At 70.5% G+C, this 15,344-nt stretch carries 15 protein-coding genes; 12 read left to right on the plus strand and 3 right to left on the minus strand.

All coding sequences use genetic code 11. The features are described from left to right. Positions 1–114: 114 nt before the first annotated feature. Positions 115–1,887, minus strand: a complete 1,773-nt coding sequence (gene cdgB, locus HG542_RS06350) for a diguanylate cyclase CdgB (RefSeq protein ID WP_171079062.1) — start codon at positions 1,885–1,887, stop codon at positions 115–117. A gap of 301 nt (positions 1,888–2,188) precedes the next feature. Here cdgB and HG542_RS06355 point away from each other — a divergent pair, with 301 nt between their 5' ends. Further along, a complete protein-coding gene (locus HG542_RS06355) occupies positions 2,189–2,749 on the plus strand; it encodes a flavin reductase family protein (protein ID WP_171079063.1) in 561 nt (186 codons plus the stop codon). A 55-nt stretch (positions 2,750–2,804) separates the two neighbouring features. Here HG542_RS06355 and arfB read toward each other — a convergent pair whose 3' ends face one another. Further along, on the minus strand, positions 2,805–3,236 hold the full coding sequence (gene arfB / locus HG542_RS06360; protein WP_171079064.1) for an alternative ribosome rescue aminoacyl-tRNA hydrolase ArfB: 432 nt from the start codon (positions 3,234–3,236) through the stop codon (positions 2,805–2,807). A gap of 169 nt (positions 3,237–3,405) precedes the next feature. Between arfB and HG542_RS06365 the strand changes: the two genes are divergently transcribed. Beyond that, complete coding sequence (locus HG542_RS06365; RefSeq protein WP_171079065.1) at positions 3,406–3,981, plus strand: TerD family protein; 576 nt, start codon at positions 3,406–3,408, stop codon at positions 3,979–3,981. Between the two features lie 33 nt (positions 3,982–4,014). Here HG542_RS06365 and HG542_RS06370 read toward each other — a convergent pair whose 3' ends face one another. After that, positions 4,015–4,881: an SAM-dependent methyltransferase gene (locus HG542_RS06370; protein WP_171079066.1), complete on the minus strand. Its 867-nt coding sequence runs from the start codon at positions 4,879–4,881 to the stop codon at positions 4,015–4,017. Positions 4,882–5,086: 205 nt separating this feature from the next. On the opposite strand from HG542_RS06370, the gene amcB reads away from it, so the two are divergent. From amcB to HG542_RS06420, 10 genes are all read left to right on the plus strand, one after another. Then, positions 5,087–5,353, plus strand: coding sequence for a cispentacin biosynthesis acyl carrier protein AmcB (gene amcB, locus HG542_RS06375; protein WP_171079067.1), 267 nt, complete (start codon positions 5,087–5,089; stop codon positions 5,351–5,353). Next, positions 5,350–6,468, plus strand: coding sequence for a cispentacin biosynthesis acyltransferase subunit AmcF (amcF, locus tag HG542_RS06380; RefSeq protein ID WP_171079068.1), 1,119 nt, complete (start codon positions 5,350–5,352; stop codon positions 6,466–6,468). Before amcB ends, amcF begins: the two co-directional genes overlap by 4 nt. Next, complete coding sequence (amcG, locus tag HG542_RS06385) at positions 6,465–6,983, plus strand: cispentacin moiety biosynthesis protein AmcG (protein ID WP_171079069.1); 519 nt, start codon at positions 6,465–6,467, stop codon at positions 6,981–6,983. Before amcF ends, amcG begins: the two co-directional genes overlap by 4 nt. After that, complete coding sequence (gene amcH, locus HG542_RS06390; protein WP_171079070.1) at positions 6,980–8,383, plus strand: adenylate-forming 2-oxoglutaryl-ACP ligase AmcH; 1,404 nt, start codon at positions 6,980–6,982, stop codon at positions 8,381–8,383. Before amcG ends, amcH begins: the two co-directional genes overlap by 4 nt. A 30-nt stretch (positions 8,384–8,413) precedes the next feature. After that, entirely contained in the window at positions 8,414–9,145 is a 732-nt protein-coding gene (locus HG542_RS06395; RefSeq protein ID WP_171079071.1) for a thioesterase II family protein, read from the plus strand. After that, positions 9,142–10,179, plus strand: coding sequence for an aldo/keto reductase (locus HG542_RS06400; protein WP_171079072.1), 1,038 nt, complete (start codon positions 9,142–9,144; stop codon positions 10,177–10,179). The genes HG542_RS06395 and HG542_RS06400 overlap by 4 nt, the downstream gene beginning before the upstream one ends. A gap of 248 nt (positions 10,180–10,427) precedes the next feature. Further along, positions 10,428–11,591 carry a family 2 encapsulin nanocompartment cargo protein terpene cyclase gene (locus HG542_RS06405; protein WP_171079073.1) on the plus strand — a complete coding sequence of 388 codons (1,164 nt, stop codon included), beginning with the start codon at positions 10,428–10,430 and terminating at the stop codon, positions 11,589–11,591. Further along, positions 11,546–11,947: a transcriptional regulator gene (locus HG542_RS06410; RefSeq protein ID WP_229922546.1), complete on the plus strand. Its 402-nt coding sequence runs from the start codon at positions 11,546–11,548 to the stop codon at positions 11,945–11,947. Before HG542_RS06405 ends, HG542_RS06410 begins: the two co-directional genes overlap by 46 nt. Before the next feature lie 416 nt (positions 11,948–12,363). Further along, positions 12,364–13,140: a hypothetical protein gene (locus HG542_RS06415; protein WP_171079074.1), complete on the plus strand. Its 777-nt coding sequence runs from the start codon at positions 12,364–12,366 to the stop codon at positions 13,138–13,140. Between the two features lie 4 nt (positions 13,141–13,144). Continuing rightward, a complete protein-coding gene (locus HG542_RS06420; RefSeq protein WP_171079075.1) occupies positions 13,145–15,343 on the plus strand; it encodes a hypothetical protein in 2,199 nt (732 codons plus the stop codon). The last annotated feature ends 1 nt before the right edge of the window (position 15,344 follow it).

A 15,344-nucleotide genomic window follows, 5' to 3' on the forward strand; every position in this document is an offset into this window, starting at 1 on the left:
CATGGTGTGCCCATCGGCGCCCACGCTCTGTACGCGCTCGCTCGTACGACGCTCGGCGGCTGCGCCGCATCGGCGCAGCCTACCCCGAGCGGGCCGGATCACGCCGTGCGCCACCTATCCTGCCCGTCGGCCGGCCTTGGCGCGGGACCGTTTCTCGATGTACATCCGCTGGTCAGCGGAGTGCAACACTTCGTCGGCGGACATTCCGCAGCCCGCCCAGCCGATGCCGAAGCTCGCTCCGACGCGCACCGCGCGCCCGTCGACCCTTATGGGCGGAATGATCGCGTTGCGCAGCCGCACCGCGAGGTCCTCCGCGTCCGCGGGCCCCAGCCCGTCCGCGAGGACGACGAACTCGTCGCCGCCGAGCCGGGCGACGGTGTCGCCCTCGCGCACGCCGTTGCTCAGCCGCTGGGCGACCTCGATGAGGACGGCGTCGCCGGTGTGGTGCCCGTAGCGGTCGTTGATGGCCTTGAAGCCGTCGAGGTCGCAGAACAGAACGGCCAGTCCTCTGGCGTCGCCGTCCCCGCCCGCCCCGTCCACGCCGTCCTCGTCCGGCGCGAACGTGTGCACGTGATGGTGGTCGTGGTGGTGGGCGTAGCCGCCGTGCGCATAGTCCCCGTGCGCGTACTCCCCGTGCGCATAACCCCCGTCCGCGTACTCGTCCGGCACGAAGTCCGGCGCCGTGTCCGAGCCGAAGCCGTGCCCGTACGGGTCGGTGCTCGCGACGCTCTCGACCTCGGCGAAGCCGTCCAGGCAGCCGTACGGCGCGACGTCCGCCGCGGCGTGCGTCTCGCTGCCCGGCGGTCTCCCGCACAGCCGGGCGCTGAGCCGGGCGCGCAGCTCGGCGCTGTTGGGCAGGCCGGTCAGCGAGTCGTGGCTGGCCCGGTGGGCGAGCTGCAGCTCGTGCCGCTTGCGCTCCTCGATGTCCTCGACGTGCGTGAGCAGGAAGCGCGGCCCGTCGGCCGCATCGGCGACCACCGAGTTGCGCAGGGACACCCACACATACGTGCCGTCGCGCCGGGCCAGGCGCAGCTCGGCGCGGCCGCCCTCGGCGGAGGTGCGGAGCAGGGTGCCTATGTCCTCGGGGTGGACGAGGTCGGAGAAGGAGTACCGGCGCATCTGGGAGGCGGAGCGCCCGAGCAGCCGGCACAGGGCGTCGTTGGTGCGGTGCAGCCGCCCGTGCTGGTCGCCGCCGAGCTCGGCGATGGCCATTCCGCTGGGCGCGTACTCGAAGGCCTGCCGGAAGCTCTCCTCGCTGGCGCGCAGGGCCTGCTGCTCACGTTCGAGCCGGACCAGGGCGCGCTGCATATTTGCGCGTAGACGAGCGTTGCTGATCGCAATGGCGGCTTGCGATGCGTACATCTGGAGCGCCTCGCGCCCCCAGGCGCCCGGGCGCCGCCCGTTGCGCGGCTTGTCCACCGAGATGACGCCCAGGAGCTCGCCCCCGGAGGGCCCCGTCGTGTACATCGGGGCGAAGAGGCGGTCCATGGGATGCCACTCGTCGGCGAACCGCGGGGAGGGCCCGGCGGTGTGCCACTGAGGGACGTCGTCCTCGTCGAGGACCCACCCCTCGGTGTACGGGATGAACCGCAGGTCCCCCCACTGGTCGCCCATGGTCAGCCGCCGCTCCCACGACACGCGTGAGCCGACCCGGCCGGACAGCAGCGCCTCCGCGCTGGCGCTCCCGGCCACCGCGGCCACCACCAGATCCCCGTCCGGCCGGACGAGGTTGACGGCTGCGAGCTCGTACCCGAGCCCGGCGACGATGCCGTCCGCGACGGTCTGCAAGGTGTCCGCGAGACTTCGCGCGGTGTTCAGCTCCGCGACGACCTGATGCACCTGCCGCAAGGTGGCCAGGCGGACATATGGCTCCGACTCGGTCTCCATAGCTCGCTCTCCCCCGAGACCTAAACAGCAACTCCAGGATTCTTTGTCGTCCGCTTACCACGGCCACTGAATCACAGCGAGCTGACTGCTCGGTACACAGGGTCAACAATTAGCGCTTCATGTGACTCATGTCACAAACGAGGGGGCCGTCCGGGCACTGGCGTTCGGAGGTTCCTTGTGCCACACGAAACGCCTTACGAACGCAAATACGCGATCGGATGGATGTGCCACCGGCCTAGGTCCAGGGCCTGGTCCCGCAGCCCGATGCGCCCTTCGGGGAAAGGCCGCTAGCGTGCACATCGTGTTGCAGACGACCTCCGCCACCCCGCCCGCCGCGTCCGGCATAGCCCATCCTGAAGGGGTGAGCGCCGACGAATTCCGTGCCGCCCTCGCCCGCCTCGCCGCCGGCGTGGTGCTGGTGACCGCGCACGACCCCGACGACGGCCCGCGCGGCGAGGACGTCGGCATGACGGCGACGGCGTTCCTGTCCGTCTCGCTGGAGCCGCCGCTGGTCATGGTCAGCGTGCGCAACGACTCCCGGATGGACGACCTGCTGGCCCGCCAGCCCCTCTGGGCGGTCTCCGTGCTGGCCGAGGACCAGCGGCAGGTGGCGGCACGTTTCGCCATGAAGGGCCGCATCAGCGACCGGCTGCTGTTCGCGGACGTCCCGCACGGGCACGGCGCGGCGACGGGCGCCCCGCTGATCGACGGAGCTCTGTCGGTACTGGAATGCCGTACGGAGCAGCGCGTGCCGGCCGGGGACCACACGCTCGTCATCGGCCGCGTCCTCACGGCGACGGCACCGAGCACGGACGCCGGACCGCTCACATACTTCCGGGGCCGCTACCGCCAACTGGGCTGAGCGAGGCGGGGCTCAGCATCCTTACACCCCTTACGCCCTTACGCCCTTACACCCCTTACGTCCAATCACGCCCGGTACGCCCGCGTTTGGTCTCGCCACGCTGCTTCTTCTCGCGCAGCCGCCGCTCGTTGATTCCGCGCGGGATCTTCGTGGCCCGGCGCTGCTTGGGCGGCGGCGCCGTCGCCTCGGCGAGCAGGGACGCCAGCCGGACGGCGGCGGTCTCCCGGTTGCGCCACTGCGAACGGTGCTCGGAGGCGCGGACGACGACCACGCCCCCGTCGACGAGCCGGCCGGCGAGCCGCTCCAGCGCCCGCTCCTTCCACACCTGCGGCAGCGCGTCCGTGCGCGCGAGGTCGAAGCGCAGTTCCACTTGGCTGTCACTGGTGTTGACGTGCTGCCCGCCCGGCCCCGAGGACCGGGAGAAACGCCACATGAGCTCGGCCTCCGGGAGGGAGACGGAGCCGCGGATGACGTGGGGACCGGACATGTGTCCCATGATTCCGCATGGCCCGCCGCACCGTCACATCGTTTTGCACCAGAACCATGACCGGGCAAAGAAAGTAAAGAAACCCCGGAACCCCACGGCCCCCACCGAGCGTTCTCCCGGATGACGCACCAGTCGATCTCGATCAGCTCGATCCGAAGGGACCCATCCCATGGCTGTAAGCCTGTCCAAGGGCGGCAACGTCTCCCTCACCAAGGAGGCCCCGGGCCTGACCGCCGTCACGGTCGGCCTCGGCTGGGACGTCCGTACCACCACAGGCACGGACTTCGACCTCGACGCGAGCGCCATCGCCGTGAACGCGGGCGGCCGCGTCTACTCGGACGGGCACTTCGTGTTCTTCAACAACAAGTCCACCCCGGACCAGTCGATCGTCCACACCGGCGACAACACGACGGGCGCGGGCGAGGGCGACGACGAGCAGATCAACGTCAACCTGGCCGCCCTCCCGGCCGACGTCGACAAGATCGTCTTCCCGGTCTCCATCTACGACGCCGAGACGCGCGCCCAGAACTTCGGCCAGGTGCGCAACGCGTACATCCGCATCGTCAACCAGGCCGGCGGCCAGGAGATAGCCCGCTACGACCTCAGCGAGGACGCGGCGACGGAGACGGCGATGCTCTTCGGCGAGCTGTACCGCAACGGCGCGGAGTGGAAGTTCCGCGCGGTGGGCCAGGGTTACGCGTCGGGCCTGGTGGGCATCGCGCGCGACTTCGGCGTCAACGTCTGACGGACGGGCAGGGCCGTCCCGGACGGGGGCGCATCATCGCGCCGACCCGTCGGGGGCGGGGAGTTCGGCACGGACCATCCAGGAACGGTCCAGGAACGCCTCGGCCACCCGGCGCGGCTCCGCGGGCGCCCACGGGCAGCGGCCGGCGAGCACGTCCTGGCGGCTGTAGGCGGCGGCCCGCCATCCGTGCCGGGCGATCCAGCGGTCCGGCTCGTCCTGGGGCGGCCCCAGCAGGGTGCCGCGCTCGGCGAAGGCGGCGTTCCAGCCGGCGAAGGCCGGTGCGTCGAAGGCCCCTTCGCCGTAGGCGTCGAAGACCAGGACGCTGCCCGGGGCCGAGTGCCGGGTGATCGCGGCCGCCACGGATTCGGCCGTCGCGGCGTCCAGATAGAGGAAGACCCCTTCGACGAGCCAGACGGTGGGCAGACCGGTGTCCAGGCCGGCGCCCAGCAGCTCCTCCTCCCAGGGGTCGGCCAGGTCCGCGTGCACCGTGACCGTACGGCACGCGGCGCGGGCGCCGGCCCGTTCCAGCACGGCGCGTTTGTAGTCCAGCGGCTCGGCCCGGTCGAGTTCCCACAGCGCCAGGTCCGCGGGGAGCGGCAGCCGGTAGGCGCGCGTGTCCATCCCCGCGCCGAGCATGACCACTTGGCGGATTCCGCGGCCGACCGCATCCGTCAGGACCGCGTCGCTGAACCGGGTGCGCAGCACGACCGGACTGAGGGCGTATCCCTCGTCGGCACCGGTGAGCCGGTGGGCGTTGTGGAACTCCGTTCCGGCGAGGTCGCGCGCATAGGGGTCGGCGAAGACCCGGTCCGGGCGCTCGGACTCCAGGGCACGCAGCCCGGCGACCCACAGGCCGGTGACACTGACGGCGGCTTCCCGCGTCTCCTCGGTGGTGTCCATCCCACTCCCTCTCCCGGCATGCCCAAGGCCGCCAATTCGCTTACTGCCGGGTGAATTTATGTCGGCGCACACACCCTTCACCACATACGTGCCTCCTTGGAAACATGGCCGATTTCCCTAAGGGGCAAGCACCTTGAGCGCTTCCGCCGGACGGCCGTAGCGTCTCGCCCCGTACAGCGGAACAGGCAATCCGAAGGGGAATACGATGACCATCGCCGACATCATCAAGGACATCCTCGTCACCAAGCTCTACGTCGAGTCGAGCCCGGACGAGATCGCGCTCGACGACCACTTCCACCGCGATCTGGGCGTGGATTCCCTCGGGTTCGTCGAACTGCGCTACCAGGTCGAGGAAAAGTTCGGAATCAGCGTCTCCGACGACGACTTCAACCCCGAGAACTTCATGTCCATCGGCACCCTGGTCGCCTACATCGAGAAGGCGCAGACGGCCGCTGTCCCCGCCGTGAAATGACCCACGGAATACATGTCACCGGCCTCGGCTGGTCGACCCCGCTCGGCGACGGCATCGAGGACGTCTGGCAGCAACTGCTGGCGGGCCACGACGGTTTCGCACCTCTCGGCGCGCCGTTCCCGCTGCGGAACGAGCTGGCAGCCTCCGTGCCGTCGGTGCCGCCCGGGCCGGACCACGGCGCGCGCCTGACCGCACTCGCCGCGAAGGGCCTGCGCGCGGCCTTCGCCGACGCCGGCCTGGACCCGGCGGAGGACGGAGTGGCGCTCGTGCTCGGCACCAGCTACGGGGCCCACCTCGACGAGGAGGCGGAGTCGCTGTACGACTGGGCCGGGCGCTGCGCCGAGGCGGTCGCCTTCCCCGGCGCCCCGGTCTGCGTCTCGACGGCGTGCTCGGCGGCGTCCGACGCGCTGCTCGTCGGCGCGGAACTGGTGCGGTCGGGACGGTACCGGGCGGTCGTGTGCGGCGGTGCCGACATCCTCACGCCCGCCAAACGCCTCGCGCACTCCATGCTCGGCACGATGACCGGCGAGCGCCTCCGGGCGTTCGACACCGGGCACTCCGGCATGCTGCTCGGCGAGGGTGCCGGGTTCCTCGTGCTGGAACCGGACGCCTCGCGTGCGGGCCGCTCGTACGCGGTCCTGCGGGGCGTCGGCGCGTCGAACGACGCAGTCGGACTGACCGCCCCCGCCGCGGACGGCCGCACCGTGCGGACGGCCGTCGAACGCGCCCTGGCCGACAGCGGCCTCGGTGCGACGGACATCGCAGCCGTCAGCGCGCACGGCACGGGCACCGTCCTCAACGACGAGGCGGAGGCCCGGGGCCTGGCGATGGTGTTCGGCGAACAGCCGGACGCACCCGCGGTGTTCGGCACGAAGGGGGCCCTGGGGCACTCCCTCGGCGCCTGCGGTGCCGTCGAAGCAATCACCTTGGTCCTCGCGCTGCGCGACCGGACCGCGCCGCCCGTCGCCGGGCTGCGGACCCCGATCGGCGAGGCGGCCGGCCTGGTCCGGCCCGGGCGCCGGACGGTGCACGGCACCGCGGGCGTCAGCCTCACGCTCGGGTTCGGCGGCTTCAACACCGCACTTGTCTTCACTGTGGACGGAGGTACGTCGTGAACCCCGCAGCCGTTCCCTTCGTGGCACCACCGGAATCCGTGCTGGCCCGCGCCGAGGTGACGAGCACCGACCCGGAGGAATTCAGCCGGAACGCACCGTCGACGTACGCCGATCCGGTCGCCTGGCTGGCCGTCGAGGCGGCACGCCGGGCCCTGGCCGACGTGCCGGAGGTGCTGGCGGCACGCGAGGACACCGCCGTGCTGGCCGTCAGCGCCCACGCCACGATCGGCACGATGCACGGCATCGTCCGGCGCATCCGGGCGGGCCGGGTCTCCCCCCTGCACTTCGCCGGGGCCAACCCCGGACTGCTGGCCGGCGCCGTCTGCCGCGAGTGGCAGCTGAAGGGGCCGTCACTGACGCTGACCATGCCGCCCGCCCACGGCACCGACGCGGCACTCACGGTGGCCCGCGGCCTGCTCGGCCGGGCCCTGGCACCGTACGTCCTGCTGCTCACCCACGAGGCGGACGAGGCCGGACACACCGCCGTCTGCACCGTATGGGGAAGGCAGTCATGACAACTTCGCTGCTCGCCGGGCCCGTTGTCTCCTTCGAGGAGGCCGACGCCTTCCTGCGGGACACCGTGGACCTGGCCCCGCCCGGGGCGCCGCACTGCACGCTGGCCGGGACGATGGAGGACTACCGGCGAGCCGGACTGCCGCCCGGCACCCTGGTGGCGATCGGGCTCCCGAACGGCAGGGACCTGCTGACCCAGTTCTTCGCCGCCGTGCTGACCGGCCTCGTCCCCCTGCTCGTCAACCCGTCCACCCCCGCCGGCAGGGTCACCGAGCTCGCCCGGCACCTCAACATCGGCGCCTATGTGACGACGGAACGGCGCGCGCACGCCTTCGGCGCGGACCGGACGTACCCGGCCGGGACGCACCGGCTGGTCCGGACGGCCACCCGCGAGGACCACCCCGAACAGTACGAGCCGGGTGACGTGGTGATGCTGACCTCCGGCACGTCCGGCATGTTCAGCGCGTGCGTGAACCGGCTGGACGCGCTCCTGCGCAACGCACGGCGACACAACCTGGCCACCGGCGTGCGGGGCGGCGACACCGTGCTGGTCATCCTGCCGCTGTACTACTCGTACGCACTGGTGGCCCAGGCACTCAGCGCGCTCGCCGTCGGGGCGCGACTGGTGATCGGCGGGCCGCCGTTCCACGCCGAGGGCTACCGCGCCGCGATCGCCGCGCACGGCATCGACGTCTCGTCCATCACGCCGACACTGGCCCGGCAGCTCGTCGACGACGCCGTACCGCTGCCCGGCCGGCTGCGCACGCTGACCGTGGGCGGCGACCGTCTCGCCGGCGCTCAGGTCGGTGAGCTGCTCGCCCTGCACGACGGAGACCTCTACCTGACGTACGGGCTCACCGAGGCCGGGCCGCGGGTCGCCACGCTCGCGGCGCATCACGAGCCGCCCGAGCGCTGGGAGTCCGCCGGTCTGCCGCTGCCCGGCGTGCACGTCGGTCTGCGCGACGTCCGCGAGGACGGCGTCGGCGAGCTGGTGGTGGAGTCCGACACGGTCATCCGGCGCAAGGCCGGCCAGGTGCGCGGCCGGCCGCTGCCGGCTCCCGGCCGGCTCGCGACGGGCGACCTGTTCTCCATCGATGCCGCGGGCTACCTCCACTTCGCGGGCCGGCTGCGGGACTTCGTCGTCGTACGCGGCGAGAAGGTGTCGCTGCACTCCATGAAGCGGGCCGCGGAGTCCCTGCCCGGCGTCGTCCGGGCACACACCGTGGTGACGGACGGCGAAGGCGGCGACGGCCCGGCCGTCGAGCTGGTCGTCGAGGCCGTCGACCCCGCGGGGACCACCGCCGACGCCGTGACCGGCAGGCTCGGCCGCCTCCTCATGCCCGGTGAACGGCCGCACCGGGTACGCGTGGTGGCCACGGACACCTCGCACTTCCACAAGTAACCACGTCACGGCAGGCAAGGAGAAGGTGCGATGCACGATCAGGACGTGCAGGTGTTCTGCGTCCCCCACGCGGGCGGGACGTCCGGCGCGTTCCGGCGCTGGAACAGCCGGATCGGACCGGGACTCACCGTCGTCCCGCTGGAACTGGCGGGCCGTGGCCCCCGTGCCAGGGACGCGTTCTCGCCGACGGTTCCCGCCGCCGTGACCGACCTCGTCGAGCAGATGGAGAGCAAGCGCAACGGGGCGCCCTTCGTGCTCTTCGGTCACTGCATGGGTGCGGTCATCGCCTTCGAGATGGCCCGGCACCTGCGCCGGACGGGCGCCGAGGAGCCCGTGCTGCTCGTCGTCTCCGGACGCAACCCGCCCTATCTGCCGAACGAGTGGTCGCAGAAGGTGGCGCCCCTGCCGGACGACGAGCTGTTCGCCGAACTCCAGTCGGTCGGCGGCGTGCCGGCCGGGCTCAGCCGTGCCATGGCCGGGGCGTTCATGCCGGTCTTCCGCGCCGACCAGACCATGGTCCGCAGCTATTCCGTCGGCGGCACCGACCCGCTGATCGGCCCGCCGGTCCTCGCCCTCGCCGGCGACGACGACTTCATGACCAGCGACGACCTGCTTCCCCAATGGGCGGACTACACCGAGGGCTCCTGCACCCTGCGCAAGCTCCCGGGCAACCACTACTTCGTCTACAACTGGCCTGCGGAAGTGGGCGGGTTCATCACCGAGCAGCTCGGCTCGGTCCTCGGCACGGAGGCCTCACGATGAAATACCGATACCTCGGCGGAACGGGCGTCAAGGTCAGCACGCTGTGCCTGGGCACACTGATGCTGAGTTCCTGGGGACGCAACTCCCCCGACGAGTCGGTCGCCGTCATCGAACGCGCCCTCGACGCCGGGATCAACTACATCGACACCGCCGATTCGTACGCGGGCGGCGAGTCCGAGGAGATCGTGGGCAAGGCGCTCGCCAAGTCCGGCAAACGGGACCGGGTGGTCCTGGCGACCAAGGTGTTCTGGAACATGAGCGTCGACCCGAACGCCCGTGGCCTGTCGCGCCGGTGGATCGTGCACGAGGTGGAGCAGAGCCTGCGCCGCCTCGGCACGGACCACATCGACCTGTACCAGGTGCACCGCCCCGACCCGAACACCGACATCGAGGAGACCCTGGAGGCCCTGTCCGACCTGGTGACGGCGGGCAAGGTGCGGTACATCGGCACGTCCAACTTCCCGGCGCACCGCATCGTCGAGGCCCAGTGGGCGGCGAGCGCCTCCGGGCTGCGCCGCTTCGTCAGCGAACAGCCGCAGTATTCGGTGCTGGCCCGCGAGGCCGAGGCGGATGTGCTGCCCACCTGCCGGAAGCACCGGCTCGGGGTGACCACGTGGAGCCCGCTCGCGGGCGGCTGGCTGACCGGCCGCCACCGCGCGGACGGCGTCCAGGGGGCGACGCCGCGGGCGGGCCGCTGGCCCAAGCGCTACGACCCGGCCGTCCCGGCCAACCAGCGCAAGCTCGCCGCGGTCGAGCAACTGGCGCTGTTGGCCGAGGAGTCGGGCATCACCCTGGTCGAGCTGGCCCTGGCGTTCGCCCTCAACCACCCGGACGTCACGTCGGTCGCCGTGGGCCCGCGCACGCGGGAACAGCTGGAGAGCCAGCTCAAGGCACCGCACATCACCCTCCCCGAGGAGGTGCTGGACAGGATCGACGAGATCGTCCCGCCCGGCGAGATGCTGGTGAGCCGGGAGGACGGGAGCTGGATCCCGCCGGAGCTCACGGATCCGGCACTGCGCAGGCGCACGGGCTGACGGACGCGTGCGGGGCACCCCGGCGGTGCGGGGTGCCCCGGGCCGTCGGGCTCGCGCCGGCCGAGGTACCTATGTCACTCCGGAGGATGGACCTGTCCCTCCGGGTTGTCGGAGAGGTGCACGTCAGCGCCTTGGGCGGCTGAGCGCGACCTTGTACCGGCCCCGCGTGCCGTGCTACCCCCTTGAAAGAGCTTGAACGAGAAGGCCGAGAGCAGCGCCAAGTCGGGTCCCCGTGGACGGAGTTCAGGATGACGGCAGCAATCCCAGACACCACCGACGTCTCGACGGCTGCTGCCGGCCCGCTCCGTTCGCTGGCACAACTGCTGTCCGGACCGAGCGGGCTCGGGACGCATTCCCTGCGCCTGGCGGCCGCCGCCGTGACGGAGGCGGTTCCCGAGGCGGTGCCGGACGAGCCACCAGCCGTGGAACGGCCGTCGTCACCGCGCATCGAAGGCCTCTACTGCCCGCCCGCCGTACGGGACGACCGCGCACTGGCCGACGAGGTCAACGACCGGCTCGTCGAGTGGGCCGAGAAGGAAGTGGACCTCTACCCGGACACCTCCCTGAGGGACGGGCTCCTCGCGTTCGACGCGGGGCGGTCGGTGGTCCTGTGCCATCCGGACGCGCCCAGCATCGACCATCTCATGGCCGCGGCCCGCCTGCTGATCGCCGAGAACGCCGTGGACGACTACTTCTGCGAAGCGGAGTACGGCGGCACGGCGGACCGCCGCGGTGCGGCCCTGGCCGTGGCACAGTCCGCGATCGATCCGGCCCACAACACGCCGCGCTACGAGGCCGATTGGCGGGCCGGCCTCGACGCCCACCCGGCCCTGCGCTCGATGCGGTCGGCCATGGACCACTTCTACACCCTGTCCACCCCGGCCCAGGCCCACCGCTTCCGGCACGACATCGTCAACCTCTACCTCGGCTACGGCGCCGAGGGCGACTGCATCAGCCAGCGCCGCACTCCGCCGGTGTGGGAATACCTGGTGCAGCGCCAGTTCAACAGCTTCCGCCCCTGCCTCACCCTCACCGACTCCGTGGGCGGCTACGAACTCCCGGCCCACCTCTTCGCGGAGCCGGCGGTACAGCGGGCCGTCGCCCTGTCCTCCAACGCGGCGACCATCTGCAACGACCTCTACTCCCTGCGCAAGGAGCAGGCGAGCGAGCGCTTCCACTACAGCCTGCCCACGGTGATCGCCGCGGAGGAGGACTGCTCCATCCACGAGGCCTTCCAGAAGGCGATCGAGGTCCACAACGAGATCGTCCACCTCTTCGAGGAACAGGCCGCCGTCCTGTCCGCCACGAACCCCCTCGTGGCCCGCTTCGTGACCGGCCTGCACAACTGGGTGACGGGCAACCACGAATGGCACGCGGGGAACGTGGGGACGCGGTACGCGACGTCGCCGTGAGGGGACCGGCAACAACGCCAAGCCTGGGCGAGCTTCGCCGTGCCGGGTTCACCCGCCGGCTCCCTTTTGAGCTCTCGGAACTCCATGGCCCTGCACACGGCACCGTCAGCCTGCCGTTGCACCTCGCGTGGTCCGGCCTGACCGAGTTCGATCTCGGCCGGCCTCGGTTGCGCATGAGCTGCTACAGGATCCTGTTGGCCGAAGGGCAGCACGACGACCTGGTCCACTACCTGAACCGGGAGCGACTCATCGCCATCTGGCCGGTGCTGCGTACCCTCATCAGCCGGGACATCCGCGACGTCTGGGAGAGCGCCTTCGGCGAGCTGACTCCTTCGCTTACCGCACAGGCGACATGAGGGGCGTCCCGGTCCGAACCGCTTCGGCCTCACGATCCACCCTGCCGGGCAGCGCACTTGGCTGGACGAACCCAACTTTCCCGTAATGCCCTGATCTTTCAAAGATCACAGGACAACCAGCGAGTTGCAGGCCATATTCGGTAGATCATCTTCCGGTCCATGGCGGTCAGCCGCCCCCTTCCTGCCCTCCAGAACTACGGAGTTGGCGCGAAACCGTTCTGGGCTCCAGGCCTGTCTGCCAGAGTACCGATGCGATCGCTGAGAGATCCGGCTGGTCATCAACCCAGCCTGTCGGCAAGGTGATCCGAGGCGGGACATGTGCAGTTACTCTTTGCGCCAAATGGCGTGGACGACGTTTGCTACGTGCCGTAGTAACGAGGCACGTCCAAAGCGGCTCAAGTCAACGGGGAGGGCAGATGCAGGCTGAGGCCTTGCACTACTGGATCATGGTGCTGGACGTGGAGAGTTTCAGCCCGCGCAAGAATCCCGTACAGCGAGCCGTACGCCGTGCGATGTACGAGGTCGTCGAGGAGTCGCTGTCCCGAGCCGGCATTGCCGGGCAGGACGTCGTCATGGAGGACCGCGGAGACGGCATCCTGATCCTGGTGCCGTCCACCATCCCGCCGGTGCTGCTCGCCGGCGACTTCATCCGTGAACTGCACGACAATCTTCGAGAGAGGGCTGTACTCACCAGCACCGCCGCTGCGATGCGGTTCCGCGTGGCACTGCACCAAGGGCTGGCGTCCAGGGACGAGCACGGCTGGTCGGGGGATGCCATCAACACGACGTTCCGACTGGTGGATGCCAAGCCGTTGCGGGATGTGCTGACCGCAGCCCACCATGCCCATCTGGTCTTCAGCGTGTCCTCCGATGTCTATCGGGATGTCGTGCAGCACGGATATCGTCCGCTCGATCCTGCCGCGTACCTGCCAGTGCGGTTCGAGGCCAAGCACGGGCAGCCGATCGAGGCCTGGGTGACCGTTCCTGGCTACAGCGCCCCACCCGGGCTCCCGCCGTTGGAAGTCGCAGCCCGGCCGGTCCCGACAGGCACGTCATCGCCGGCCGCGCAGGCATCGACCGCGCAGGCCCCGGCCACCGGGACGATCAGCATCACCGGCAACACCGTGCAAGGCGACGTGGTTGCCGGTGACAAGACCGTGTACGTCGACGGCGCCTACCCGGGGCTTCGGTAGAGCTGTGACAACCCCTCAACCACAGGCACCGGGCGACAGCGCCGCGCCCGCACACGATGCACCGCCAGCCCCCTCGGACGTCCCCGCTGAAACCGACAGCAAAGCGGGCAGCGACACACCCGCCGACACGACGGAGCCACAAGGTGGCGAAGGCGATGAGCACATCGGCTCCGGGAACGACGCGTCCGAGGCCACCGCTCAACTCGGCCAGGGCACCCAGCGCCACGGTCATCTGCGTCATGCCTCCGCCAACATCGGCGCCGATTACGTCGGTGGGAACAAATACGTCTTCCTCCTCGGCGGGCGCCGCGAACGCCTGCGCCCGGTCTCGCCGCTCCTGATCGAGCGGGTGCGCTTCGCGTTCGAGGCACCACCCCGGTGGGACGAAATCCGGGAGTGCCTACGCCTGCACCGCGTCATTCTGTTGCGCAGTGCAGCCGGACACGGCAAGACCGCGGCAGCCGTCCGGCTGCTGATCGGTGCGGGCGACGGGCCCATCTACCACCTGGAACGATCCGTGGACTTCAGCTCGCTCATCGAGCGGTTGGAGAACGGCTTCGGCGAGGCGGGCATCGAGCCAGGCGCGGGGTTCCTGTTGGACAAGCCGGACGACATCGCCAACCTGCACGGCGAGCTGCTTCAAAGCCTGGAAACCGCGCTGCTGGGCGCCCAGGCGACCATGGTGGTCACCGTCCCCGCCACCGAACTCTCCGACAGCGAGTTGCTGTCGCACGTGAAGGATCTGCCCGCGCCGGAACGTATCCAGGGCATTGTGTCCCGCTACCTCGACTGGAAGCTGGGTGGCCCCGCGAGTACGGAGTTGCAGGCGCAGCCCGATGTCAGAACCCTTGTTGATTCCTTTCTAGTGGCCTCTCCCACGTGCAAGGCAGCCGCTGAGCTGGCCTCCGCCCTCTGCGACGAATACCAGTCCGGCAAGTTGTCCGTGGACCGGATCAGGGCCCGGCTCGACCGTCTGGAGGCGGAGAACTTCGAAATCTGGGCCGAGGGCCTCACCGACCCCGCGTTGCGCTGCTTCGCCATCGCGCTCGCTGCCCTGAACGGCCTGCCCCACGAGGACATTGCCGAAGCGGCCCGGGCACTCCTTGCCCGGCTGGACGCCGACGCCAGATCGCGTGAGCAGAACGCCGCACGCAGCGCACCGACCCGCGACCCGTTCGCGTGGCCCCGCCGCAAGCTCCTCACGAGGTTGCGGGCCCATCGCCCGGTCAACGGCCCCGAAGACGACACCGAAAACCTCGAATATCTCGACCCCGAGTATCCCAAGCTCGTGCTGCGGCACGCTTGGTACGAGTACGCGATCCAGCATGTCCTGCTCGACTGGTTCCGCGACCTGGCCAGGAACCCGGCCGCCCAGGTGCGGATCTATGCCGCCATGGCGCTCGGCGGTCTGCTGCCGAAGTCCTGGGGATATCTCCAGGACCGCGTCCTCAGGCGCTGGTCATGGGACAGGGACGCGCGCCTGCGTGCCGCGGTCGCCTACGCCTTGGTCGCCGCTGGCGGTACCGACCGGCTGCAGCCGCAGATCAATGCCCTGACAACCGCTTTGTACGCCGATCCTTCCCGCCCGCTGGGGCAGGCGACGGCGGCCCGGATCCACGGCCTGTGCCCCGGTGGCATGGAGACCGATGACAGCGTACGGGCCCTCATGCGGCTGGCGACCGTGGACCATGTCAAGGTCGCCGTGGCAGTCGGCGACGCCTTCGCCGACCTGGTGGCCGACGACCGCCGGCTGGCGCCGACGGTGCTGACCGCTCTATGGGACGGAATCGCCGACAGCCGCACCCGTCCCACCTCCCTCCTCGCCTTCCTGATCGTCGCCGCCTCGCTGGTAGTGGAGACCGCCGCAGACGGACCGGAGGGATGGCCGGTCCTGCTCCACCTGGCGACCGTCATCGAACCCGTGCAGCAGCCCTTGGTGCTTCTGTGGCGTGAGGCTCTCGGCGATGCCTCTCTCAACCGCGAGGCCCAACAGGTGCTACGTGGCTGGGCCGGGATCGCGGAACGCAACACCGGGCTGCAGCGGGTCCTCCTGGACCTGCTCGCCGGCGTGGTTCACGGCGACATGCGTTGCGGACGCATCGTCCGGCGCTGTGTGCAGGACTGGACCGACCGCGACAACCTTGCCCCGCTCACGACGGTCGCCGGGTCCGTCCATCACATGTTGCTTCGAGAAGGGGTCTGAC

Origin of the sequence: Streptomyces morookaense (assembly GCF_013030945.1) — a bacterium.
Lineage (GTDB): Bacteria > Actinomycetota > Actinomycetes > Streptomycetales > Streptomycetaceae > Streptomyces > Streptomyces morookaensis.

What these genes read in the sequence shown, in the direction of transcription:
- HG542_RS06415 (WP_171079074.1), top strand. Translation starts at nt 12,364, where the DNA reads ATGCAGGCTGAGGCCTTGCACTACTGGATCATGGTGCTGGACGTGGAG.
- HG542_RS06370 (WP_171079066.1), bottom strand. Translation starts at nt 4,881, where the DNA reads ATGGACACCACCGAGGAGACGCGGGAAGCCGCCGTCAGTGTCACCGGC.
- HG542_RS06410 (WP_229922546.1), top strand. Translation starts at nt 11,546, where the DNA reads ATGGCACGCGGGGAACGTGGGGACGCGGTACGCGACGTCGCCGTGAGG.
- HG542_RS06365 (WP_171079065.1), top strand. Translation starts at nt 3,406, where the DNA reads ATGGCTGTAAGCCTGTCCAAGGGCGGCAACGTCTCCCTCACCAAGGAG.
- arfB (WP_171079064.1), bottom strand. Translation starts at nt 3,236, where the DNA reads ATGTCCGGTCCCCACGTCATCCGCGGCTCCGTCTCCCTCCCGGAGGCC.
- cdgB (WP_171079062.1), bottom strand. Translation starts at nt 1,887, where the DNA reads ATGGAGACCGAGTCGGAGCCATATGTCCGCCTGGCCACCTTGCGGCAG.
- HG542_RS06395 (WP_171079071.1), top strand. Translation starts at nt 8,414, where the DNA reads ATGCACGATCAGGACGTGCAGGTGTTCTGCGTCCCCCACGCGGGCGGG.
- HG542_RS06405 (WP_171079073.1), top strand. Translation starts at nt 10,428, where the DNA reads ATGACGGCAGCAATCCCAGACACCACCGACGTCTCGACGGCTGCTGCC.
- amcF (WP_171079068.1), top strand. Translation starts at nt 5,350, where the DNA reads ATGACCCACGGAATACATGTCACCGGCCTCGGCTGGTCGACCCCGCTC.
- amcB (WP_171079067.1), top strand. Translation starts at nt 5,087, where the DNA reads ATGACCATCGCCGACATCATCAAGGACATCCTCGTCACCAAGCTCTAC.
- amcH (WP_171079070.1), top strand. Translation starts at nt 6,980, where the DNA reads ATGACAACTTCGCTGCTCGCCGGGCCCGTTGTCTCCTTCGAGGAGGCC.
- HG542_RS06400 (WP_171079072.1), top strand. Translation starts at nt 9,142, where the DNA reads ATGAAATACCGATACCTCGGCGGAACGGGCGTCAAGGTCAGCACGCTG.